Source organism: Streptomyces sp. NPDC052701 (assembly GCF_040678355.1).
Taxonomy (GTDB): domain Bacteria; phylum Actinomycetota; class Actinomycetes; order Streptomycetales; family Streptomycetaceae; genus Streptomyces.
Genome location: NZ_JBFATO010000003.1, coordinates 218414 through 240536 on the forward strand (window position 1 = coordinate 218414; position 22123 = coordinate 240536).

Genomic DNA, 22123 nt, shown 5'->3' on the forward strand with positions numbered 1-22123 from the left:
CGCCCGTGAGGCGGGTGCCCGGTGCCCGCGGGCGTCAGTCCGCCGCGGGGGTCCGTTCCGTGCCCGTCCGCACGTCGACCTCCCGCCAGAAGCCGGCCCGGATCGCGTACCGGTCCCGCTCGTCGATCTGGTCGTCCTTGTGGGCGAGCAGCCCGAAGCGGGCGGCGTAGCGCAGCAGCTCCCCGTCGATGCGGTGCGGGATGCGCGGATACATGCCGGACAGCTTCTGCAGGTGGCTCTGGTCGCCGAGGCGCTCCACCCAGCGGCGCGCGAAGACCTGCCCCACCTCGTACGGATCTCCGCCGACCGTCGTGATGTCCTCCTCGCGGTCGGCCCACCGCTGCTCGGCCGTGGTGAGCTGGGCGAGGGTGGGCATGGAGGCGGCCTCGGGGGGCTCGGCGACGGGCCGGTCGACCCAGCCCTTGTCGGAGGACCAGCGCAGGGTGGCGGTCGTGGGGTGCTGGGCCTGCGGGGGGCCGGGGGCGCGCAGGGCGGCCAGGTCCTTGGGGGTGGGCACGCCCTTGGCCGCGGGCGTGCGCTCGGCGGTGCCGTTCTGGGCGGCGGTGGCGGCCGGGTGCGGCGGCTCGGGGGCGGGGCGCTCGGCCGCCGCGGTCAGCGCGGACTCGGGCAGCGGCGCGGAGAGGATCGCCGCGATCTCGGGCCGGGGCGCGGGCGGCGGCGCGCACACCCCGGTGAGCTCCTTCGCGCGGACCGCCTTGGTGATCCACGTACGGTCCAGCACACGCCGTTCGTCGGCCTCGGCGACCAGGTCCTCGGACTGGTTGTAGTCGCCGTCGGCGGCCTGGACGGCCCACAGGTGGACGGCGACCCCGTGCTCCTTGGCGGCCATCATGCCGGGCAGCAGGTCGCCGTCGCCGGTGACCAGCACGATGTCGGAGCAGGCGCGGTTGCGGGCCAGCTCGGTGAGCTCGGCGTGCATCGCGGCGTCCACGCCCTTCTGGGCCCAGCGGCCGTCGCTGCGGGTCAGCGCGCCGAGCCGGACGGTGACCCGGGGCATCACGCGCAGGCGGCGGTGCTCGGGCTGCGGCACGCGGTCGGGGGCGCCGTCGAACCAGTAGATGCGCAGCAACGGCTGCTGCGTGTCGGACTCGGCGCGTTCGCGCAGCCCCTGGATCAGGGCGGTGTGATCGACGGTGATGCGGGACCGCGAGGGCTCCCCGGCGAGGAGACTGGCGGCGGCCCCCAGCAGATACCCGGCATCCACCAGGACGATGCAGCGGTCCACGCGATCCACCCTCTTTCCGGGAGGTTTGCTTCGGGCTTGCTTCGAGTCTGCCCGACGATGCGAGGGTTAACGGCCCGAACTCGATCTTCGGCGTGGCGTTTCGGGACTTCCCGTCCCGACCAGCCCTGTCACAGACGGTAATTGTCCGACATGCGCCTGTTATCAGGGTGTGTGAATCTGGTTCCGGCCCTGGCCCCTAGATCCCCCACAGGAGGCATCACCATGGCCAAGAACAAGAACCGTGACCGCAAGCAGCGTCCGACCGACCGCGGTCAGCGGGCCGACCGGGTACCCGCGGCGGAGACGGAGTCCCAGGCCGACATCGAGACGACCCCCGGTGACGTGGCGTCCCGCAAGCGCAAGCGCAGCTTCGGCCACAACTGATCTCCGCTGAAGGGTCCTTGAGACCCGGACACGGGAACGAGGGGCGCACCCGGGACGGGGAGCGCCCCTCACGCGCGTCACACGCCGCCGGCCGGCCCGCCGGGCACGACGGCGCTCAGCCCGCCAGGCACGACGGTCCGAGCAGCACCTTCAGGTCGCCGAAGAGCGCCGGGTCCGGCTTGACCCGGTGCCGGTCCAGGCGCAGCACGGTCGTCCTGGTCGGGCCCTGGAGCCTGATCCGGACCTCGCTGTCGCCCTTGTGGTGGCTGAGGACCTCGCCGAGGCGGCTGACCAGCGGCGGGGTGACCTTGACCGCCGGGATGGTGAGGACGACGGGCGCGTTGGTGCCCGCGTTGGACAGGTCCGGGACCATCAGCTCCATCGCGACCAGGCGCGGCACGTCCTCGCGCTTGTCCAGGCGGCCCTTGACGAACACCACCGCGTCCTCGACGAGTTGCGTCGAGACGAGCTGGTAGGTCGCCGGGAAGAACATGCACTCGATGGAGCCCGCGAGGTCCTCGACCGTGGCGATGGCCCAGGCGTTTCCCTGCTTGGTCATCTTGCGCTGCAGGCCGGAGATGATGCCGCCGATCGTCACGACCGCGCCGTCGCCGAAGTCCCCGCCGGTGAGCTGGGAGATGCCCGCGTCGGCCTTGTCGGACAGGATGTGCTCCAGGCCGAACAGGGGGTGGTCGGAGACGTACAGACCGAGCATCTCCCGCTCCTGGGCGAGCAGGTAGGTCTTGTCCCACTCGTCGGGGGAGAACTCCACGTCCAGCCCGAAGCCCGGCTCGCTGCTGGTCTCCTCGCCCATGCCGCCGAAGAGGTCGAACTGGCCCTCGGCCTCCTTGCGCTTGACCGCGACCACGTTGTCGATCATCGGCTCGTACTGCGCCATCAGGCCCTTGCGGGTGTGGCCGAGCGAGTCGAAGGCACCGGCCTTGATCAGCGACTCGGTGGTGCGCTTGTTGCAGACCACGGCCTCGACCTTGTCGAGGTAGTCGGGGAAGGAGGTGTACTTCCCCTTGGCCTTGCGGGTCTTGATGATCGAGTCGACGACGTTCTGGCCGACGTTGCGGACGGCGGACAGGCCGAAGAGGATCACCTCGTCGCCCTGGGCGGCGAAGTTCGCCTCGGACTCGTTGACGTTCGGCGGGAGCACCCGGATGCCCATGCGGCGGCACTCGTTGAGGTAGACCGCCGACTTGTCCTTGTCGTCCTTGACGGAGGTCAGCAGCGCCGCCATGTACTCGGCGGGGTGGTTCGCCTTCAGGTACGCGGTCCAGTACGACACCAGGCCGTACGCGGCCGAGTGCGCCTTGTTGAACGCGTAGCCGGCGAAGGGGACCAGCACGTCCCACAGCGCCTGGATGGCCTCGTCGCTGTAGCCGTTCTTGCGGGCGCCGGCCTGGAAGATGGTGAAGTTCTTCGCCAGCTCCTCGGGCTTCTTCTTGCCCATCACGCGGCGGAGGATGTCGGCCTCGCCGAGCGAGTAGCCCGCGATGATCTGGGCGGCCTTCTGCACCTGCTCCTGGTAGACGATCAGGCCGTAGGTGACGTCCAGGACCTCCTTGAGCGGCTCCTCCAGCTCGGGGTGGATGGGCGTGATCTCCTGCTGCCCGTTCTTGCGCAGCGCGTAGTTCGTGTGGGAGTTCATGCCCATCGGGCCCGGGCGGTACAGGGCCGACACGGCGGAGATGTCTTCGAAGTTGTCCGGCTTCATCAGCCGCAGCAGGGAGCGCATGGGCCCGCCGTCGAACTGGAAGACGCCGAGGGTGTCGCCGCGCTGGAGCAGTTCGAAGGTCTTGGGGTCGTCGAGCGGCAGGCTCAGGAGATCGATGTCGATCCCCTTGTTGGCCTTCACCATCTTGACGGCGTCGTCCATGATCGTCAGGTTGCGCAGGCCCAGGAAGTCCATCTTCAGCAGGCCGAGCGACTCGCAGCTCGGGTAGTCCCACTGCGTGATGGTCACGCCGTCGGTGTGCCTGACCCAGACGGGGACGTGCTCGGTGATGGTCTCGCTGGACATGATCACGCCGGCGGCGTGCACGCCCATCTGCCGCACCAGGCCCTCCACACCGCGCGCGGTGTCGATGACCTTCTTCACGTCCGGCTCGTTCTCGTACATCGCCCGCACCTCGGCCGCCTCCGAGTAGCGCGGGTGCTCGGGGTCGGTGATGCCGGACAGCGGGATGCCCTTGCCGAGGACGTCGGCGGGCATGGCCTTGGTGATGCGGTCGCCCATCGCGTACGGGTAGCCCAGCACGCGCGCGGAGTCCTTGATCGCGTTCTTGGCCTTGATGGTGCCGTACGTGCCGATCATGGCGACCTTGTCGGCGCCGTACTTCTCCGTCACGTAGCGGATCACCTCGACGCGCCGGCGCTCGTCGAAGTCGATGTCGACGTCGGGCATCGAGACGCGCTCGGGGTTGAGGAACCGCTCGAAGATCAGGCCGTGCGGGATCGGGTCGAGGTCGGTGATGCCCAGGGCGTAGGCGACGATCGAGCCCGCCGCGGAGCCCCGGCCGGGGCCGACCGCGATGCCGTTCTTCTTGGCCCACATGATGAAGTCGGCGACCACGAGGAAGTAGCCCGGGAACCCCATCTGGATGATGACGTCCATCTCGTACTCGGCCTGCTTCTGGCGGTCCTCGGGGACGCCGCCGGGGAAGCGGCGCGCCATGCCGCGGCGGACCTCCTCCTGGAACCAGGTGACCTCGGTGTAGCCCTCGGGGATGTCGAACTTGGGCATGAGGTCGCGCTTCTCGAACATGCCCGTGGTGTCGACCATCTCGGCGATCAGCCGGGTGTTGGCGCAACCCTCCTGCCAGGCGTCCGAGGAGTCGATGGCGTACATCTCCTCGGTGGACTTCAGGTAGTAGCCGGTGCCGTCGAACTTGAAGCGGTCCGGGTCGGAGAGGTTCTTGCCGGTCTGGATGCACAGCAGCGCGTCGTGGGCGCCCGCCTCGTGCGCGTAGGTGTAGTGCGAGTCGTTGGTGACCAGCGGGGGGATGCCGAGCTTCCTGCCGATCTCCAGCAGGCCGTCGCGGACCCGGTGCTCGATCTCGATGCCGTGGTCCATCAGCTCCAGGAAGTAGCGGTCCTTGCCGAAGATGTCCTGGTAGTCGGCGGCGGCCTTGAGTGCCTCGTCGAAGTGGCCGAGGCGCAGCCGGGTCTGCACCTCGCCGGAGGGGCAGCCGGTGGAGGCGACGAGCCCCTCGGACCACTGGGCGATGGTCTCCTTGTCCATCCGGGGCCACTTCTGCAGCCAGCCCTCGGCGTAGGCGTCGGAGGAGAGCCGGAAGAGGTTGTGCAGGCCCGTCTTGTTGTACGCCCAGATCGTCTTGTGCGTGTAACCGCCCGAGCCGGAGACGTCGTCCCGCTTCTGGTGCGGCTGGCCCCAGAGGATCTTGCGCTTGTTGCGCCGCGACTCGGGCGCGACGTACGCCTCGATCCCGATGATCGGGGTGATCCCGGCCTTCTTCGCGGAGTGGAAGAAGTCGTACGCCCCGTGGAGGTTGCCGTGGTCGGACATGGCGATGTGCGTCATGCCCATCTCGTTGCAGGCGTTGAACATGTCCTTCAGCCGCGCGGCACCGTCCAGCAGCGAGTACTGGGTGTGGACGTGCAGGTGCGTGAACGGCGGCTTCGACACGGTTGGGGCCTCCAAGGAAAACGTACGCCGACGAGGGTCCGACGGGCTGCGGACAGTCTGGGGGACAGCGTCGAAGTCTATGCCTCGGCACTGACACGCGGGGCTCATCCCCACGTACCTTCGGGCGAGGGTCACGGGCACTCCCGGGGACCGTCGCACGTATAGGAAGGGGGCGGACCAGCCGCCCCGAGACGTCATGCACCAGGAGGCACCCCGCGATGCCGGTCCCGCAGCTCGACGACGAGCACCGCGGCGAGGAGATCCTCGCCGTCTTCCACACCGCCTTCGGCGAGCTCCTGGCCGCCGACCCGGCCGCGTTCCGCGTGAAGTTCCGGAAGATGGCCGCCTCGGCCTTCGCCTTCTACCGCGGCACGGCGTGCCTCTTCTACCACGACCTGGACGCCGGGCGGGGCGGGCGGGGCGACACCGCGGGCGGCGGCCCGTACCTGGACGAGCGCACCTCGCGCGTGTGGATCCACGGCGACCTGCACGCGGAGAACTTCGGCACCTACATGGACGCCAACGGCCGGCTGATCTTCAACGTCAACGACTTCGACGAGGCCTACGTCGGCCCCTTCACCTGGGACCTGAAGCGCTTCGCCGCCTCGATCGCCCTCATCGGGTACGCGAAGGCGCTCAGCGACGAGCAGATCACCGGGCTGGTGTCGGTCTACGCGGGCGCCTACCGGGAGCGGATCCACGCGCTGGCCACCGGTGCCAAGAGCGACGAGGTGCCGCCCTTCACGCTGGAGACCGCGCAGGGCCCGCTGCTGGACGCGCTGCGCGACGCCCGCTCGCTGACCCGGTTCGGGCTGCTGGACTCGATGACGGAGATCCGCGACTTCGAGCGCCGCTTCGCGCCGGGCGGCGGCTCCATCGAGCTGGACGCGGCCACCCGCTACAAGGTGCTCGCCGCCTTCGACGGCTACCTGGAGACGCTGCCGGACAGCTCGCTGGCCCGCCCGGACTCCTACCGCGTGAAGGACGTCGTCGGCCGCCGCGGCATCGGCATCGGCTCGGCCGGCCTGCCGTCGTACAACATCCTCCTGGAGGGCCACAGCGACGCCCTGGAGAACGACGTGGTGATCTACGTCAAGCAGGCCCAGACGCCGGCCGTCTCCCGGCACGTCACGGACCGGGCGATCCGGGACTACTTCCAGCACGAGGGCCACCGCACGGTGATCTCCCAGCGCGCCCTGCAGGCGCACGCCGACCCGTGGCTGGGCTGGACCGAGCTGGACGGCGCCGGCCAGCTCGTCGCCGAGGTCTCGCCCTACGCCGTGGACCTCGACTGGGGCGACATCGACGACCTCGAGGAGATCGCCCAGGTGGTCGCCGACCTCGGCCGGGCCACGGCCACGATGCACTCGGCGGCGGACGACCAGTCCGGGGAGTCGCTGGTGCCGTTCTCCACCGAGCGGGCCATCGACGCGGCGATCGCCGCCGACGAGGACGGCTTCGCGCCGCTGCTGGTCGACTTCGCGCACGCCTACGGGGCACGCGCGCGCGCCGACCACCAGATCTTCGTGGACCTGTTCCGCAACGGCCGCATTCCGGGTCTGTGACGGAACGACTTCTCACAGGGACCCTTTAGGAGTTCCTTAAGGGACCGCGTGACAGACTCTTCTCTCGCTATGGACATATCCGGGACCCAGCTCAGAGCCGTGCGCGCGGCGCTGTTCACGGCCGTGGTCGTGACGCTCAGCACCGCGTCGCACGTGCTGCTGTCCGGGGTCCCGCTGCCGGTGAACACGGTGGCCGCCGTCGCCGCCGCCGTGTTCGCCCTGGCCTACGCCCTGGCGGGCGGCGAGCGCTCCTTCGGGCGGATCGCCGCCCTGCTGGTCCCGCTGGAGCTGGCCGCCGACACCGTCTTCACCGCCGGTCAGCACGTCTGCTACGGCCCGGCGGGCGGTCCGGTCGCCGGGCCGCTGCGCTCCGTAGGCCTCGACGTGCTGTGCGGCGAGGGCGCCGGGGTGGGCACCGGGCTGGCCCGGGTCACCGGGACCGGCACGGGCGGTGAGCGGCTCGCGGCCCTGCTCGCCCACGCCGGTCCCTCCACCGCCTGGCTGCTGCTCGGCGCGCACGTCGGCGTCGGCCTGCTCGCCGCCGCCTGGCTGCGCCGCGGCGAGCGGGCGCTGGTCCAGTTGCTGAGGGTGGTGGCGGCGACGGCTTCGACCGCGGTCCGGCCGCTGCTGTTCGCGGTCGCGGCGGTGGCGGCGCAGCGGGCCCCGGCGGTGCGCGTGCCCGCGCGCCCCGTGCGCCGGACGACCACCGTCCGGGACCGGATCCTCGTCCACTCCCTGGGACGGCGTGGACCGCCGTGCTCGGTCGCCCTCGGGTGACCCGCCCCCGAGCACCGGCAGTACTCCCTTACGTATCCCGCACACGAGGTGTGCGCGTCCCCCACGGAGAACATCACCATGAGCAAGCGGAACAGCCAGGCGGCGAAGATGGCGGCCCGCGAGCGGCTGCGCGCCGAGCGCGAGCGCCAGGCGAAGAAGGCGAAGGTCAAGCGGCAGATCGTGGTCGCCTGTTCGGTCGTCGGCGTGCTGGCGGCGGCCGGCGGCATAGGTTACGCCGTCGTGCAGGCCAACAAGCCGGGCCACTGGGAGGCCGCGAAGGACGCGAAGGTCGTCGCTCCGGCCCACACGAGCGGCGCGAACGGCACGACGGTCGTGGTCGGCAAGAGCAGTGCCAAGAAGGTGCTGAAGGTCTACGAGGACCCCCGCTGCCCGGTCTGCGCCCAGTTCGAGCAGACCGTCGGCCCGACCGTCGAGAAGGACATCGAGGCGGGCAAGTACCGCGTCCAGTTCGTCGGCGGCACGTTCCTCGACGGCGACGCCCTGGGCAAGGGCAGGATCGGCTCCAACGGCGAGGGCTCCAAGAACGCGATGGCCGCGCTCGGTGCGGCGCTGAACGTCAGCCCGGAGGCCTTCATCGACTACAAGGCGGCGCTGTACTCCGCGAAGTGGCACCCGCAGGAGAGCGACGACAAGTTCAAGGACGACGACTACCTCATCGACGTCGCCGACACCGTGCCGGCGCTGAAGGGCAACGCCAAGTTCCGGGACGCCGTCAAGAAGGGCACGTACGACGCCTGGGCGCTGGCGATGTCGAAGACGTTCGACACGAACAAGGACGGCGTGAACGGCACGCCGAGCTTCGTGATGGACGGCAAGAAGCTCACCGTCGGCAACGACAACCCGCCCATGACGGTGGACCAGTTCAACCAGGTGGTCGACGCGGCGCTCAAGGGCTGACGTCCGCGACCGGCCGGGGCATCGGCACGCACGGGCCGGTGCCCCGCTCCCGCCTCCCCGGCGGAGCGCGCCGGCACCACCCCCCTCCGGCGGGAGCGCCGCCGGTTTCGCGGCCGGCGACGAGACCCTCGGACGACGAGATCCTCACGGCCGGCGACGACCGGGCCGACGGGACGGCACGCGGGCGAGCAGCGGCCCGGAGCCCTGCGTGACCGCACGCGGCACGGCGTGGCGCGAGCGGTTCCCGGACCGCGGCCGGGGGCCGCGGCGAACAGCGGGCGAACTTTGGCGAGTTCGCCCGCTTTCCTGTTTACCGGTCAGTAATCTGATCGGCCGTGACCACTCGACACAGATCATCCGAGAGCGCCGGGGCGCCCGGCTCGCCGGCCCCGCGCCGCCGTACGGTCGTCAAGGCCGCGGCGGCCACCGCCGTCCTGGCCGGCCCGCTCGCCTCGGCGCTCCCCGCACGCGCCGCCACCGCCCCCGCCTTCCTGCACGGCGTGGCCTCCGGGGACCCGCTGCCCGACGGCGTCCTGCTGTGGACGCGCGTGACGCCCACGCCGGAGGCGATACCCGGCTCCGGGGCGGGCCCGGACACCGAAGTGAGCTGGGTCGTCGCCAGGGACAGGGCGTTCACGGCCGTCGTGGCCAAGGGCTCCACCCTCGCCACCGCCGCCTCCGACCACACCGTCAAGGCCGACATCCGCGGCCTGGAACCGGCCACCGACTACTTCTTCCGCTTCTCCGCCGGCGGCACCGACTCCCCCGTCGCCCGCACCCGCACCGCCCCGGCGGCCGACGCGGCCGTCGCGGGCCTGCGCTTCGGCGTGGTGTCCTGCGCCAACTGGGAGGCCGGCCACTTCGCCGCGTACCGCCACCTGGCGGCCCGCGGCGACCTGGACGCCTGGCTGCACCTGGGCGACTACATCTACGAGTACGGCACCGGCGAGTACGGCACGCGCGACACGGTCGTCCGCCCGCACGCGCCCGCCCACGAGATCCTGACGCTGGCCGACTACCGCGTCCGCCACGCCCGTTACAAGACCGACCCCGACCTGCAGGCCCTGCACGCCGCCGCCCCGGTCGTCGCGATCTGGGACGACCACGAACTCGCCAACGACACCTGGTCGGGCGGCGCGGAGAACCACACCGAGGGCGCGGAGGGCGCCTGGGCCGCGCGCCAGGCCGCCGCCAGGCAGGCCTACTTCGAGTGGATGCCGGTGCGCCCGGCGATCGCCGGCACCACCTACCGCCGCCTGCGCTTCGGCAGGCTCGCCGATCTTTCGCTGCTCGACCTGCGCTCCTTCCGCTCGCAGCAGGTGAAGCTCGGCGACGGCGAGGTCGACGACCCGGACCGCACCCTCACCGGCCGCGCCCAGCTCGACTGGCTCAAGGCGGGCCTGCAGGCCTCCGACACCACCTGGCGGCTGGTCGGCAACCCCGTGATGATCTCCCCGTTCGCGATCGGCTCGCTCTCCGCCGATCTGCTCGAACCGCTCGCCAGGCTGCTGGGCCTGCCGCGGGAGGGCCTGGCCCTCAACACCGACCAGTGGGACGGCTACACCGACGACCGCCGCGAGCTGCTGGCCCACCTGCGCGCCCACGCGATCCGCAACACCGTCTTCCTGACCGGCGACATCCACATGGCGTGGGCCAACGACGTGCCGGTGGACGCCGGGACGTATCCGCTGTCCGCCTCGGCCGCCACCGAGTTCGTCGTCACCTCGGTCACCTCCGACAACCTCGACGACCTGGTGAAGGTCCCCGAGGGCACGGTCAGCGCGGTCGCCGCGCCGGTGATCCGCGCCGCCAACCGGCACGTCCACTGGGTCGATACCGACCGGCACGGCTACGGCGTGCTGGACGTCACCGCCGAGCGCGCCCAGATGGACTACTACGTGCTGTCCGACCGCACGCGGCGCGACGCGACCTCGACGTGGGCCCGTTCGTACCGCACGCGCAGCGGCACCCAGAAGGTCGAGCGGACCTACGACCCCGTGTGACGGCGGTGGGCGGGGGCCTGTTCCCGGCCGACGGCGGCTCGCACGGGAGCCGCCGGGGCCGGGGCGACGGGCGCCGGCCCGCGTACGGCCGCGAGCCGCGAGCCGCGGCTCGCGGCTAAAGGGTCTCCAGAAAGCCCAGCGCCACCCGCCAGGTGGCCTCGGCGGCCTCCTCGTCGTAGTCCGGCAGGCCGGGGTCGGTGTAGAGGTGACCGGCCCCGGCGTATCTGTGGACCTCGACGTCGGCGCCGGTCCGGCCCATCTGCAGGTACCAGGCGCTGAGCCAGTCCTCCGTCTCGAACGGGTCCGGCTCGGCCACGTGCAGCTGCACCGGAAGGCCGTCCGCCGTCGCGTTCGGCGCGATGTCCGAGGTGCCGTGCAGGAGCAGCAGCCCGCGCGCCTTGTCGTCGCCGAGGGCGAGGGTCTGCGCGACCGAGGCGCCGAGCGAGAAGCCGGCGTACACCAGCCCCCGCTCGGAATAGGGCGCGGCGGCCAGCACCGCGCGCCTGAGCAGCTCGTCCTTGCCGGTCTCCTCCTGGTGGGCCATGCCCTCCTCGACCGTCTCGAAGGTCCGCCCGTCGAAGAGGTCGGGTGTCCACACCTCGTGTCCGGCCGCCCGCAGCCGGTCGGCGGCCCGGCGCACCGCGGGCCTGAGGCCATAGGTCGAGTGAAAGAGCATGATGTTCATGGGGCCATGGTGCCAGCCGGGTGTGACAGCGCAGGTCCGTGGGCCATGGTGCCAGCCGGGTGTGACAGCGCAGGTCCGTGGCACTACCCGGAACGTTTCCGAAGTCACATGTTCGTGCCGCCGGGGGCCGGTTAGGTTCCGAGGCATGGAGAACCTGCTACGACCGCTGATCGTGGTCGGTGGCTCGGTCGTGCTCACGCTGGTGATCGGCTGGGCCACCGACCTCCTGCTGCGCAAGGCCGACGAACGACACCACGAGACCCCGCTGTGGGGTCTGCTGCGCCGTGCCCGCATCCCCTACCAGCTCGTCCTGTGCGCGGCCCTGCTGAGAGGGGCCTACGACGAGGTCCAGCTGGCGCAGGACCACCGGGTCGTCATCGGCCGGACGCTGACGCTGGTGCTGATCGGATCGACCGCCTGGCTGGTGATCCGCATCGCGGCGGCGGTGGTGGAGACGTCGTACGCCCGGTACGCCAGCGCCCGGTCGCACCGCGACCCGGCCCGGGTCCGCCGGGTGCGCACCCAGGTGACGCTGATCAGGCGGGTCGTCTCCGCGATCGTCGGCGTGGTCGCCGTGGCGGCGATGCTGCTGACGTTCCCGACGTTCCGCGCGGCGGGCGCCTCGCTGCTGGCCTCCGCCGGCATCCTCGGCATCGTCGCCGGTGTCGCCGCCCAGTCCACGCTCGGCAACATGTTCGCCGGGCTGCAGATCGCCTTCGGCGACATGGTGCGCATAGGGGACACCGTGGTCGTGGACGGCGAGTGGGGCACGGTCGAGGAGATCACGCTGACCTTCCTGACCGTGCGCACCTGGGACGAGCGCCGGATCACGATGCCCGTGTCGTACTTCACGTCCAAGCCGTTCGAGAACTGGTCGCGCAACACCCCGCAGATGACCGGCATCGTCTACTGGCACCTCGACCACACGGCCCCGGTGGACGCGATGCGCGACAAGCTCCGTGACCTGCTGCGCGACTGCCCGGCCTGGGACGGCCGCGCCTTCGGCCTGGATGTGACGGACACCACCCCGAGCACCCTGCAGGTGCGGGGGCTGGTGACCGCCAAGGACGCGGACGACCTGTGGACGGTGCGGGTCACGGTCCGCGAGAAGATGATCCGCTGGCTGGCCGACGAGCACCCCTACGCCCTGCCCCGGGTCAACACGGCGGACGCGGTGCCGCCACCGGGCCGCGAGGGACACCGCCCGTACCCGGAAACGGTGCCCGCGCAGCGCCGCTACCATGAATCGCCGCGCTCGGAGCGCTGACCGCCCGGCCACCGCGGCCGCCCGTCAGTGGCCGCGCTCGGCGCCGCCGTTCACCTGGATGATCTGCGAGGTGATGTGCCCGGCGCCCGGGGACGCGAGCCAGTGCAGGGTCGCGGCGACGTCCCCGGGCGTCCCGGCGCGCCCGTTCAGGGTCTCGGCGACGCGCTGGGCGCGCCGTTCCTCGGTCAGGGCGTCTCCGAAGAACCCGGTGCCCTCGACGTAGCCGGGCGCGACCACGTTCACGGTGACGCCGCGCGGCCCCAGCTGCCGCGCCAGGGCGTGGGCGTACGGGTGCAGGGCCGCCTTGGCCGCCGCGTACGCCGCTCTCCCGGAGCCCCGGTAGGCGGCGATGGAGCCGAGGAACAGCACCCGCCCGCCGGGCTCGGCGAGCCGGTCCTTCAGCGCCTCGGTGAGCAGCACGGCGGTGAGCGTGTTGAGCCCGAAGTTGAGGGCCCAGTCGTGCAGGACGACGTCGAGCGGCTCGTCGCTGTCCACCTTCGGTTCCAGGTACCCGGCGCCCCCGGCGCCGTGGATCAGCACGTCCACGGTGCCGAACTCGGCGGCCACGAACCGTTCCGCCCCGCGCACGCCGCGCGGCTTGCTGAGGTCGGCCGCGTAGGTGAGCGCTCCGGGCACCCCGGCCTTCTCCAGCACCTCGGCGCGCCGCCCGAGCAGCAGCACCCGGTCCCCGTCCGCGGCGAACGCGTGGGCCGCGGCGAGCCCGATCCCCGTACCCCCACCACTGATCACGACGTTGCGAGTCATGACCGGACCCTACAAGGAGGCCGGCCGGAAAACCGGGGACGTGCGGGGTCACCGCAGACTGCGTACGTCGAGATGGCGCAGCACCCGGTCCACGATCTCCGGATCCGCCCCGGGCTCGCTGCGTGCCGCCAGCACCTCGTGCCGTGCCGCGCTCAGCATCTCCTGCTGGATCCGCCGGATCCGCTTCAGCCGCCGCACCCGCTGCTGGTGCGCCTCGCGCCGCTCCTCGTCCGCCATGTCCGGACTGATCCGCATGCCGATCTCGAAGGCCCGCCGCAGCATCTGCTCCGACAGCTCCTCCGGCAGCTCCTCCACCGACTCGATCTCGCGCAGCCGGCGCTTCGCCGCCCCGGCCGCCCGGACGGCCAGCTCCTTCTCGAACTGCTTCTCCCGTTCCGTGTCGGCCCGCACGCCGAGCCGCTTCACCAGCCACGGCAGCGTCAGCCCCTGCACGAGGAGCGTCGCCAGGATCACCCCGAAGGCGATGAACACGATCTCGTCCCGCTCGGGGAAGGGCGCGCCGTCCCGCGTCTCCAGCGGGATCGCCAGCGCCAGCGCCACCGAGGCGACCCCGCGCATCCCGGACCACCACATGACCACGGTCTCCCGCCAGCTCATCGGGATGTCCTCGTCGTGGTCCCGTCCGGCGTGCAGTCGCTTGGTCAGCCAGGTCGCCGGCAGCAGCCACAGCAGCCGGACGAGGACGACGACGCCCACGACCGCCGCCGACCAGCCGAGCAGCTCGCCCCACCGCCCGGACGCGGTCCGCAGCGCGTTGTGCAGTTCCAGCCCGATCAGCCCGAAGGCGACCCCGGTGACGAGGGTGTCGACGACGTCCCAGAAGGCGTGCCCGGCCAGCCGCGTCATCACGTCGTCGGGGTCGGCGCCGTACTCGGCGAGGAACAGCGCGGTGGTCAGCACGGCGAGCACCCCGGAGCCGTGCAGTTCCTCGGCCATGACGTAGGAGGCGTACGGCACCAGCAGCGTCAGCCCGATCTGCAGGGTCGCCTCGTCCAGCAGGTCCAGCAGCCGGTTCGCGCCCCAGCCCAGCGCGAGCCCGACCGCGACGGCGACGACGGCGGACAGCACCAGGTCGAGCCCGGCCTCCCACGGCGAGAAGGTCCCGCTGACCACGGCGGCGATCGCCACGTGGTAGAGGACGATGGCCGTCACGTCGTTGAAGAGCCCCTCGCCCTCCAGGATGGACACCAGCCGGCGCGGCAGCCCGAGCCGGCCGGCCACGGCGGTCGCGGCGACCGGGTCCGGGGGTGCAACCAGCGCGCCGAGCGCCAGGGCGGCGGCGACCGGCAGCCCCGGCACGATCGCGTGGGCCACCGCGGCGACGCACACCATGGTCACGAAGACCAGCGCCACGGCCAGCAGGAAGATCGGCCGTCTGTTGGCCGCGAACTGCCGCCAGGAGGTCCGCCGCACCGCCGCGTACAGCAGCGGTGGCAGCAGCAGGGGCAGGATCAGGCCGGGCGGGATGTCGACGTTCGGCACGAAGTCGAGCAGCGCCAGGACGATCCCGAGCAGGGTCATCAGCACCGGCGCCGGCAGTGCGAGCCGGTCCCCCACCGGGACGCTCACCAGGGCCCCGAGCAACAGCACGAACAACAGGGCCAACTGATCCACGGTCAGCGCTCCGGGGAATCTCGGCGTTCACACGACGGACTTCAAGCCTGCCATGCCGGGTACCCACCGGCCCCGTGCGTCACCTCCGCTACAGGGCGCGCCGCATCGCCCGGTGCGGGATGCCCGCCTCCAGGTACTGCGGCCCGTACGCCTCGTACCCGAGCCGCTCGTAGAAACCCAGCGCGTGGGTCTGCGCGTGCAGGTCCACCGCGGTGAGCCCGCGTGCGCGTGCCGCCTCCTCGACGGCCCGCACCAGCGCGGCCCCGACGCCCAGTCCCCGGGCGGCCCGGGTCACGGCGAGCCGGCCCAGCGACCCCACCGACGGATCGCCGCCGGTCCTCTCCGCCACCGCGGTGCCGTGCAGCAGCCGGCCCGTCCCGAGCGGCACGCCGTCCTCCCGGACCGCCAGCACGTGCACGGCACCGGCGTCGTACGCGTCGTACTCGATGTCCTCCGGCACCCCTTGCTCCACCACGAAGACCTCCTTGCGCACCGCGAAGCACGCCTCGCGGTCGGCGGGGTCCTCGGCGACGCGCACGGTGTACGGCGGCGGGTTCACGCGTAGGTCTCCTCGCGGACCTGGTCCAGGGCCTTCTGCAGGTCCTCCGGGTAGTCGCAGGCGAACTCCGCCCACCGCCCGTCCCCGGGGTGCTCGAAGCCGAGCCGCACCGCGTGCAGCCACTGGCGGGTCAGGCCGAGGCGCCTGGCCAGGGTCGGGTCGGCGCCGTAGGTCAGGTCGCCGACGCACGGGTGGCGGTGGGCGGCCATGTGGACGCGGATCTGGTGGGTGCGGCCGGTCTCCAGCTTCACGTCGAGCAGGGAGGCCGCGCGGAAGGCCTCGATGAGGTCGTAGTGCGTGACGGAGGGCTTGCCGTCGGCCGTGACCGCCCACTTGTAGTCGTGCTGGGGGTGCCGTCCGATGGGCGCGTCGATGGTGCCGCTGGTCGGGTCGGGGTGGCCCTGCACGAGCGTGTGGTAGCGCTTGTCGACCGTGCGCTCCTTGAACTGCCGCTTGAGCGAGGTGTACGCGTACTCCGACTTGGCGACCACCATCAGGCCGGACGTGCCGACGTCCAGGCGGTGGACGATGCCCTGGCGCTCGGCGGCGCCGGAGGTCGAGATGCGGTACCCGGCGGCGGCCAGCCCGCCGATCACGGTCGGACCGGTCCAGCCCGGCGAGGGGTGCGCCGCCACGCCGACCGGCTTGACGATCACCACCACGTCGTCGTCGTCGTGCACGATCTCCATGCCCTCGACCGGCTCGGCGACGACCTGCACCGGCGCGGGTGCCTGCGGCATCTCGACCTCCAGCCAGGCCCCGCCGCGCACCCGCTCCGACTTGCCGACCACCGATCCGTCGACCATGACCTTCCCCGCCGCCGCCAGCTCGGCGGCCTTGGTGCGGGAGAAGCCGAACATGCGGGAGATGGCGGCGTCGACGCGCTCGCCCTCCAGGCCGTCGGGCACGGGCAGGGTGCGGATCTCGGGAATCGTGCTCACCCGTCGAGTATGCCGGACGGGTCCGGCGGACCCGTACGCGCGCCCTCGGCCCTCAGTCCTTGTGGACGGTCCCGTCCGGGTCGAGTCCCTTGAAGGACAGCAGCACGATCAGGATGCCGCCGCACACGATCGCGGAGTCGGCCAGGTTGAAGACGGCGAAGTGCTTGGGCGCGATGAAGTCGACGACCGCGCCCTCGAAGACGCCCGGCGAACGGAAGATCCGGTCGGTGAGGTTGCCGAGCGCACCGCCCAGCAGCAGGCCGAGCGCGATGGCCCAGGGCAGGCTGTGGAGCTTGCGGGCGAGCCGGACGATCACCACGATCACCGCCGCCGCGATCAACGTGAAGATCACCGTGAAGGCCTCGCCGAAGCCGAAGGCCGCGCCCGCGTTGCGGATCGCCTCGAACTTCAGCCACTCGCCGAAGACCTCGACGGGCGGGTGGTGCTCCAGCTTGGCGACCACGATCATCTTGCTGACCAGGTCGAGGGCGTACGCGAACGCGGCGACCGCGAACAGCACGGCGACCCGGCGCCCGCCCCGGGGCCGCCCGGCCTCCGGCCCGTCCGGGCCGGAGGACCCGGCCGTCCCGCCGGCGCCGGACTCGCCGGCCGGGGCCCCGGCCTCCTCGGAGCCGGCCCGCCCACCCGGTGCCGTCCCGTCGCCGGGCCGCTCCTGCCCGGCCCGTGCCGCGTCCGGGGTGCCCGGCGTACCGATGATGCGCTCCGCCTCTGCCACGTGAGTCCCTCAACCTAGGTGCCTGACTGAGGACGAGGGTACGGCACGCCTCCCGGGACGCAGGTGCTCAGGAGGCGTCCGACGAGCCCCGCCCGCCGCCGGGGGCGGCCCCCGGCGGCGGCCGCTACCGGCGTTCCTGCTTCTGCTTGCACTCCACGCACAGGGTGGCCCGCGGGAAGGCCTGCATGCGGGCCTTGCCGATGGGATTGCCGCAGTTCTCGCACAGGCCGTAGGTGCCCGCGTCCAGGCGTTCCAGGGCGCGCTCGGTCTGGGTGAGCATCTCGCGCGCGTTGGCGGCGAGCGCCAGCTCGTGCTCGCGCGTGATGTTCTTGGTGCCGGTGTCCGCCTGGTCGTCGCCCGCGCCGTCGCCGGAGTCCCGCATCAGGCCGGCGAGCGACCGCTCCGACGAGGTGATCTCCTCACGCAGCCGCGCCTCCTCGGACAGCAGCTCGGCCCGCGCTTCCTCGGCCTCCTCCGGCGTCCAGGGGTCCTCGCCCGGACGCACCGCGAGCTCGCCCGGCTCCGCCGCGGCGACCCGTGCCTTCGGAACGGCGGTCGTCGCCGCCGTGGCCGTGCCAGGAGTCTTCTTCGCAACCACCGTCGTCGCTCCCGTCTGCTGCGCGGCCTCGGCCGCGCCCGCCTTCTTGGCCGTACCGCTCCCGGCCGTGTCCTGTGTGACCGCGCTGGTCCTGGTGGTGCCCCGCTCGACCGCGCTGTCGCCGGCGGTGCCCTCGGCCCCGCCGTCCTGCCCGGCGCCCTCCCGCGCGCCCACCGCCCGGGCCCGACCGCCCGGCTTCCGCGCCGCGGCCCCCTCGCCGGCCGCCGGTTCCCGGCCCGGGGTCTTCCCGGCGGGCTTTTTCGCCCCGGCGGCGCTGCCGGACGCCGCCTTCCCGGCCGCCTTGGTGCTCCCCGTCCTCCCGGCCGCCGTCTTCCCGCTCCCCTCCCCCTCGGTCCCCGCCTTCCTCTTCGAAGGCGCCCCCTGCGCGGAGGCCGCCTCCGGCGCCTCCGCCCCGGCGGCCGCCCCCCGTACCGCCTTCCCGGCCCGCGCCGCCGTCCCTCCCCGCGTGCTCCTCTTCCCGCCCGCGCCCCTGGCCGCACCACCGGACGCCCGATCACCGCCGGAGGCCTCGGCGCTCGCGGACCTGCCGGACGCCGACTGCTGTGCGGCGGTCTTCTTCGCCACCATGGCCGCGGCCCCTTCACATATGGTGATCTTGCTCGCGCATCGTGCTGGGACGATAAATCGACTCGAGTCCCGCGGCAACGGGGCACACCACCCGATTCGCCCGCCCCGCGGACGCGCGCGGCCAGCATGCATCCGTTGTGCCCAGCTCCCCGCCGGGTAATCCGCCGGGCCGGACGTCCTGGGATCCGGACGCGCGCCCCTCGCCGTTCGGGTCACGCGGCGCCGTGCGGCGCCCCGTCCCCGGGCGTCCGGAATCCGGTCGGCCGCCGCCCGCGCGGCGCCGTACACTGGGCGGAGCGAAAAGCGTGGATGGGGACGAGTAGCGGCGTACGCAGCCCAGAGCGACCCGGGGACGGTGTGAGCCCGGGGGCGAGCGCGACGTGAAGATCACCCCGGAGCCGCCGGAAGAAAGCCCGGCCGGGAGACGCCCCGGCGCGGGCGAGTAGAACCGGCATCGCGACCCCAATGAGGGGGCTCGCCGACGCGTGCCGTGCGCCGGAGGGCCAAGGAGGGTGGTACCGCGGGAGCGCGCCGAAGGCGGCGCACGGATCGACACGGCTCTCGTCCCTCCGACGGAAGGCAGCACGTCCGCCGGAGGAAGCTCGTTGAACACGCAGCCGCAGTACCGCCAGGTGCCCGCCCAGGTCGACCTGCCCGCGCTCGAACACGCGGTGCTCGACTTCTGGCGCGAGCAGAAGATCTTCGCCAAGAGCCTGCAGCAGTCCGAGGGCCGCCCCGAATGGGTGTTCTACGAGGGCCCGCCCACGGCCAACGGCATGCCGGGCGCCCACCACATCGAGGCGCGCGTCTTCAAGGACGTCTTCCCCCGCTTCCGCACCATGCGCGGCTACCACGTGGCCCGCAAGGCCGGCTGGGACTGCCACGGCCTGCCGGTCGAGCTCGCCGTCGAGAAGGAGCTCGGCTTCTCCGGCAAGCAGGACATCGAGGCGTACGGCATCGCCGAGTTCAACGCCCGGTGCCGCGAGTCGGTGACCCGCCACACCGACGCCTTCGCCGAGCTCACGACCCGCATGGGCTACTGGGTCGACCTCGACGACGCCTACCGGACCATGGACCCGGAGTACGTCGAGTCGGTCTGGTGGTCGCTGAAGGAGATCTTCAACAAGGGCCTGCTGGTCCAGGACCACCGCGTCGCCCCCTGGTGCCCCCGCTGCGGCACCGGCCTGTCCGACCACGAGCTGGCCCAGGGCTACGAGACGGTCGTCGACCCGTCCGTCTACGTCCGCTTCCCGCTCACCTCCGGCCCGCTCGCCGGCGAGGCCGCCCTGCTGGTGTGGACGACCACCCCCTGGACCCTGGTGTCCAACACGGCCGTCGCCGCGCACCCCGAGGTCACCTACGTCGTCGCCACCGACGGCGAGGAGAAGCTGGTCGTCGCCGAGCCGCTCGTCGGCAAGGCGCTCGGCGAGGGCTGGCAGACCACCGGCCAGACCTTCACGGGCGCCGAGATGGAGCGCTGGACCTACCGGCGCCCCTTCGAGCTGGTGGAGTTCCCGGAGCCGGCCCACTTCGTGGTGAACGCCGAGTACGTCACCACCGAGGACGGTACGGGTCTGGTCCACCAGTCCCCCGCCTTCGGTGAAGACGACCTCAAGGTCTGCCGCTCCTACGGCCTGCCCGTGGTCAACCCGGTCCGCCCCGACGGCACCTTCGAGGAGGAGCTCCCGCTGGTCGGCGGCGTCTTCTTCAAGAAGGCGGACGAGAAGCTCACCGAGGACCTCCGGCAGCGCGGCCTGCTCTTCAGGCACCTGCCCTACGAGCACAGCTACCCGCACTGCTGGCGCTGCCACACCGCACTCCTCTACTACGCGCAGCCCTCCTGGTACATCCGCACCACGGCGATCAAGGACCGCCTCATCCAGGAGAACGAGAACACCAACTGGTTCCCGGACACGGTCAAGCACGGCCGGTACGGCGACTGGCTGAACAACAACATCGACTGGGCGCTGTCCCGCAACCGCTACTGGGGCACCCCGCTGCCGATCTGGCGCTGCGAGGACGGCCACCTCACCTGCGTCGGCTCCCGCGCCGAGCTCACCGAGCTCACCGGCACCGACCAGTCGGGCCTGGACCCGCACCGCCCGTACATCGACGAGGTCACCTTCGCCTGCCGTCACGAGGGCTGCTCCCTCGAAGCGGTGCGCGTGCCCGAGGTCATCGACGCCTGGTACGACTCGGGCTCGATGCCGTTCGCGCAGTGGGGCTACCCGTACAAGAACAAGGAGCTGTTCGAGTCCCGCTACCCGGCGCAGTTCATCAGCGAGGCCATCGACCAGACCCGTGGCTGGTTCTACACGCTGATGGCGGTCGGCACGCTGGTCTTCGACAAGTCGTCGTACGAGAACGTCGTCTGCCTCGGCCACATCCTCGCCGAGGACGGCCGGAAGATGTCCAAGCACCTGGGCAACATCCTCCAGCCGATCCCGCTCATGGACCAGCACGGCGCCGACGCGGTCCGCTGGTTCATGGCGGCCGGCGGCTCCCCGTGGGCGGCCCGCCGCGTCGGCCACGGCACCATCCAGGAGGTCGTCCGCAAGACGCTCCTGACCTACTGGAACACGGTCGCCTTCCAGGCCCTGTACGCCCGCACGTCGGGCTGGGCGCCGGGCGAGGCCGACCCGGCCCCGGCCGACCGCCCGCTGCTGGACCGCTGGCTGCTGTCCGAACTGCACGCGCTGACCGACCAGGTGACCCGGTCCCTGGAGGGCTACGACACCCAGCGCGCCGGCAAGCTGCTGTCCGCGTTCGTCGACGATCTGTCCAACTGGTACGTGCGCCGCTCCCGCCGCCGCTTCTGGCAGGGCGACAGGGCCGCTCTGCGCACGCTGCACGAGGTGCTGGAGACGGTCACGAAGCTGATGGCGCCGATCACCCCGTTCATCACCGAGCGGGTGTGGCAGGACCTGGTCGTTCCGGTCACCCCGGGCGCCCCGGAGTCCGTCCATCTGTCCTCCTGGCCGGAGGCGGACCTGTCGGCGATCGACCCGGAGCTGTCGAGGCAGATGGTCCTGGTCCGCCGGCTGGTCGAGCTGGGCCGCGCCACGCGCGCGGAGTCCGGCGTCAAGACGCGCCAGCCGCTGCGGCGCGCGCTGATCGCGGCGACGGGCTTCGAGACCCTGGACCCCGAGCTGCACACGCAGATCACGGAGGAGCTGAACGTCGAGTCCCTGGCGTCGCTGAGCGAGGTGGGCGGCTCCCTGGTGGACACCACCGCCAAGGCCAACTTCCGCGCGCTGGGCAAGCGGTTCGGCAAGCGCGTCCAGGACGTGGCCAAGGCCGTCGCGAACGCGGACGCCGCCGCGCTGTCGCTGGCCCTGCGCGAGGGCACGGCCTCGGTGGAGGTCGACGGCGAGACGATCACGCTGGCCCCCGAGGAGGTCATCATCACCGAAACCCCGCGCGAGGGCTGGTCGGTGGCCTCCGACGCGGGTGCGACCGTCGCCCTGGACCTGGAGATCACGGAGGAGCTGCGCCGGGCGGGCCTGGCCCGTGACGCGATCCGCCTGATCCAGGAGGCCCGCAAGAACAGCGGCCTCGACGTGGCCGACCGCATCGCGCTGCGCTGGACCTCCACCGACCCGGCGGTCGTCGCGGCCCTGACCGACCACAGCGCCCTGATCGCCGACGAGGTGCTGGCGACGGACTTCGCCCGCGGCGAGGCGGACGACACCTACGGCTCGCCGTTCACGGACGAGGGCCTGTCGCTCACGTTCCGCCTGCGCAAGGCCTAGCCGCGCGGCACCGAAGGCCCGGTCCCGCCGGAGCTCCCGGCGGGACCGG

General features: G+C 72.1%; 16 protein-coding genes. 7 read left to right on the top strand and 9 right to left on the bottom strand.

Annotated elements, in window-relative coordinates; translation table 11 throughout:
- Positions 1–34: 34 nt before the first annotated feature.
- Positions 35–1246 (bottom strand): NYN domain-containing protein, encoded by a 1212-nt coding sequence (locus tag AB0L29_RS06030; protein ID WP_365823799.1) that lies wholly within the window; start codon positions 1244–1246, stop codon positions 35–37.
- Positions 1247–1468: 222 nt separating this feature from the next.
- On the opposite strand from AB0L29_RS06030, the gene AB0L29_RS06035 reads away from it, so the two are divergent.
- Positions 1469–1630: a hypothetical protein gene (locus tag AB0L29_RS06035; protein WP_365823801.1), complete on the top strand. Its 162-nt coding sequence runs from the start codon at positions 1469–1471 to the stop codon at positions 1628–1630.
- 115 nt (positions 1631–1745) lie between these two features.
- Here AB0L29_RS06035 and dnaE read toward each other — a convergent pair whose 3' ends face one another.
- Positions 1746–5285, bottom strand: coding sequence for a DNA polymerase III subunit alpha (dnaE, locus tag AB0L29_RS06040; protein ID WP_365823802.1), 3540 nt, complete (start codon positions 5283–5285; stop codon positions 1746–1748).
- A 218-nt stretch (positions 5286–5503) separates the two neighbouring features.
- Here dnaE and AB0L29_RS06045 point away from each other — a divergent pair, with 218 nt between their 5' ends.
- The 4 genes from AB0L29_RS06045 to AB0L29_RS06060 all read left to right on the top strand — a co-directional run bounded on the left by AB0L29_RS06045 (position 5504) and on the right by AB0L29_RS06060 (position 10548).
- Positions 5504–6850 carry a DUF2252 domain-containing protein gene (locus AB0L29_RS06045; RefSeq protein ID WP_365823804.1) on the top strand — a complete coding sequence of 449 codons (1347 nt, stop codon included), beginning with the start codon at positions 5504–5506 and terminating at the stop codon, positions 6848–6850.
- A gap of 69 nt (positions 6851–6919) precedes the next feature.
- Positions 6920–7627, top strand: coding sequence for a hypothetical protein (locus AB0L29_RS06050; RefSeq protein ID WP_365823806.1), 708 nt, complete (start codon positions 6920–6922; stop codon positions 7625–7627).
- 78 nt (positions 7628–7705) lie between these two features.
- Complete coding sequence (locus AB0L29_RS06055) at positions 7706–8545, top strand: thioredoxin domain-containing protein (RefSeq protein ID WP_365823808.1); 840 nt, start codon at positions 7706–7708, stop codon at positions 8543–8545.
- A gap of 335 nt (positions 8546–8880) precedes the next feature.
- Positions 8881–10548, top strand: a complete 1668-nt coding sequence (locus AB0L29_RS06060) for an alkaline phosphatase D family protein (protein ID WP_365823810.1) — start codon at positions 8881–8883, stop codon at positions 10546–10548.
- A gap of 115 nt (positions 10549–10663) precedes the next feature.
- On the opposite strand, the gene AB0L29_RS06065 is transcribed toward AB0L29_RS06060, so the two are convergent.
- Complete coding sequence (locus tag AB0L29_RS06065; protein WP_365823812.1) at positions 10664–11380, bottom strand: dienelactone hydrolase family protein; 717 nt, start codon at positions 11378–11380, stop codon at positions 10664–10666.
- Between AB0L29_RS06065 and AB0L29_RS06070 the strand changes: the two genes are divergently transcribed.
- Positions 11379–12500 (top strand): mechanosensitive ion channel domain-containing protein, encoded by a 1122-nt coding sequence (locus AB0L29_RS06070; protein WP_365823814.1) that lies wholly within the window; start codon positions 11379–11381, stop codon positions 12498–12500. The two genes, AB0L29_RS06065 and AB0L29_RS06070, sit on opposite strands and share 2 nt — an antisense overlap.
- A 24-nt stretch (positions 12501–12524) precedes the next feature.
- Here AB0L29_RS06070 and AB0L29_RS06075 read toward each other — a convergent pair whose 3' ends face one another.
- The 6 genes from AB0L29_RS06075 to AB0L29_RS06100 all read right to left on the bottom strand — a co-directional run bounded on the left by AB0L29_RS06075 (position 12525) and on the right by AB0L29_RS06100 (position 18322).
- Positions 12525–13265 carry an SDR family oxidoreductase gene (locus AB0L29_RS06075; protein WP_365823816.1) on the bottom strand — a complete coding sequence of 247 codons (741 nt, stop codon included), beginning with the start codon at positions 13263–13265 and terminating at the stop codon, positions 12525–12527.
- A gap of 48 nt (positions 13266–13313) precedes the next feature.
- A complete protein-coding gene (locus tag AB0L29_RS06080) occupies positions 13314–14900 on the bottom strand; it encodes a Na+/H+ antiporter (RefSeq protein ID WP_365823818.1) in 1587 nt (528 codons plus the stop codon).
- A gap of 88 nt (positions 14901–14988) precedes the next feature.
- Positions 14989–15459: a GNAT family N-acetyltransferase gene (locus tag AB0L29_RS06085; RefSeq protein WP_365823820.1), complete on the bottom strand. Its 471-nt coding sequence runs from the start codon at positions 15457–15459 to the stop codon at positions 14989–14991.
- Positions 15456–16400, bottom strand: coding sequence for an RluA family pseudouridine synthase (locus AB0L29_RS06090; protein WP_365823821.1), 945 nt, complete (start codon positions 16398–16400; stop codon positions 15456–15458). The genes AB0L29_RS06085 and AB0L29_RS06090 overlap by 4 nt, the downstream gene beginning before the upstream one ends.
- Before the next feature lie 52 nt (positions 16401–16452).
- A complete protein-coding gene (lspA, locus tag AB0L29_RS06095; protein WP_365823823.1) occupies positions 16453–17136 on the bottom strand; it encodes a signal peptidase II in 684 nt (227 codons plus the stop codon).
- A gap of 124 nt (positions 17137–17260) precedes the next feature.
- Positions 17261–18322, bottom strand: coding sequence for a TraR/DksA family transcriptional regulator (locus tag AB0L29_RS06100; protein ID WP_365823825.1), 1062 nt, complete (start codon positions 18320–18322; stop codon positions 17261–17263).
- A gap of 605 nt (positions 18323–18927) precedes the next feature.
- Here AB0L29_RS06100 and ileS point away from each other — a divergent pair.
- On the top strand, positions 18928–22074 hold the full coding sequence (ileS, locus tag AB0L29_RS06105) for an isoleucine--tRNA ligase (protein WP_365823827.1): 3147 nt from the start codon (positions 18928–18930) through the stop codon (positions 22072–22074).
- Positions 22075–22123: the final 49 nt, after the last annotated feature.

What these genes read in the sequence shown, in the direction of transcription:
- AB0L29_RS06075 (WP_365823816.1), bottom strand. Translation starts at nt 13,265, where the DNA reads ATGACTCGCAACGTCGTGATCAGTGGTGGGGGTACGGGGATCGGGCTC.
- AB0L29_RS06100 (WP_365823825.1), bottom strand. Translation starts at nt 18,322, where the DNA reads ATGGTGGCGAAGAAGACCGCCGCACAGCAGTCGGCGTCCGGCAGGTCC.
- AB0L29_RS06035 (WP_365823801.1), top strand. Translation starts at nt 1,469, where the DNA reads ATGGCCAAGAACAAGAACCGTGACCGCAAGCAGCGTCCGACCGACCGC.
- AB0L29_RS06065 (WP_365823812.1), bottom strand. Translation starts at nt 11,380, where the DNA reads ATGCCTCGGAACCTAACCGGCCCCCGGCGGCACGAACATGTGACTTCG.
- AB0L29_RS06070 (WP_365823814.1), top strand. Translation starts at nt 11,379, where the DNA reads ATGGAGAACCTGCTACGACCGCTGATCGTGGTCGGTGGCTCGGTCGTG.
- AB0L29_RS06045 (WP_365823804.1), top strand. Translation starts at nt 5,504, where the DNA reads ATGCCGGTCCCGCAGCTCGACGACGAGCACCGCGGCGAGGAGATCCTC.
- AB0L29_RS06055 (WP_365823808.1), top strand. Translation starts at nt 7,706, where the DNA reads ATGAGCAAGCGGAACAGCCAGGCGGCGAAGATGGCGGCCCGCGAGCGG.
- AB0L29_RS06050 (WP_365823806.1), top strand. Translation starts at nt 6,920, where the DNA reads ATGGACATATCCGGGACCCAGCTCAGAGCCGTGCGCGCGGCGCTGTTC.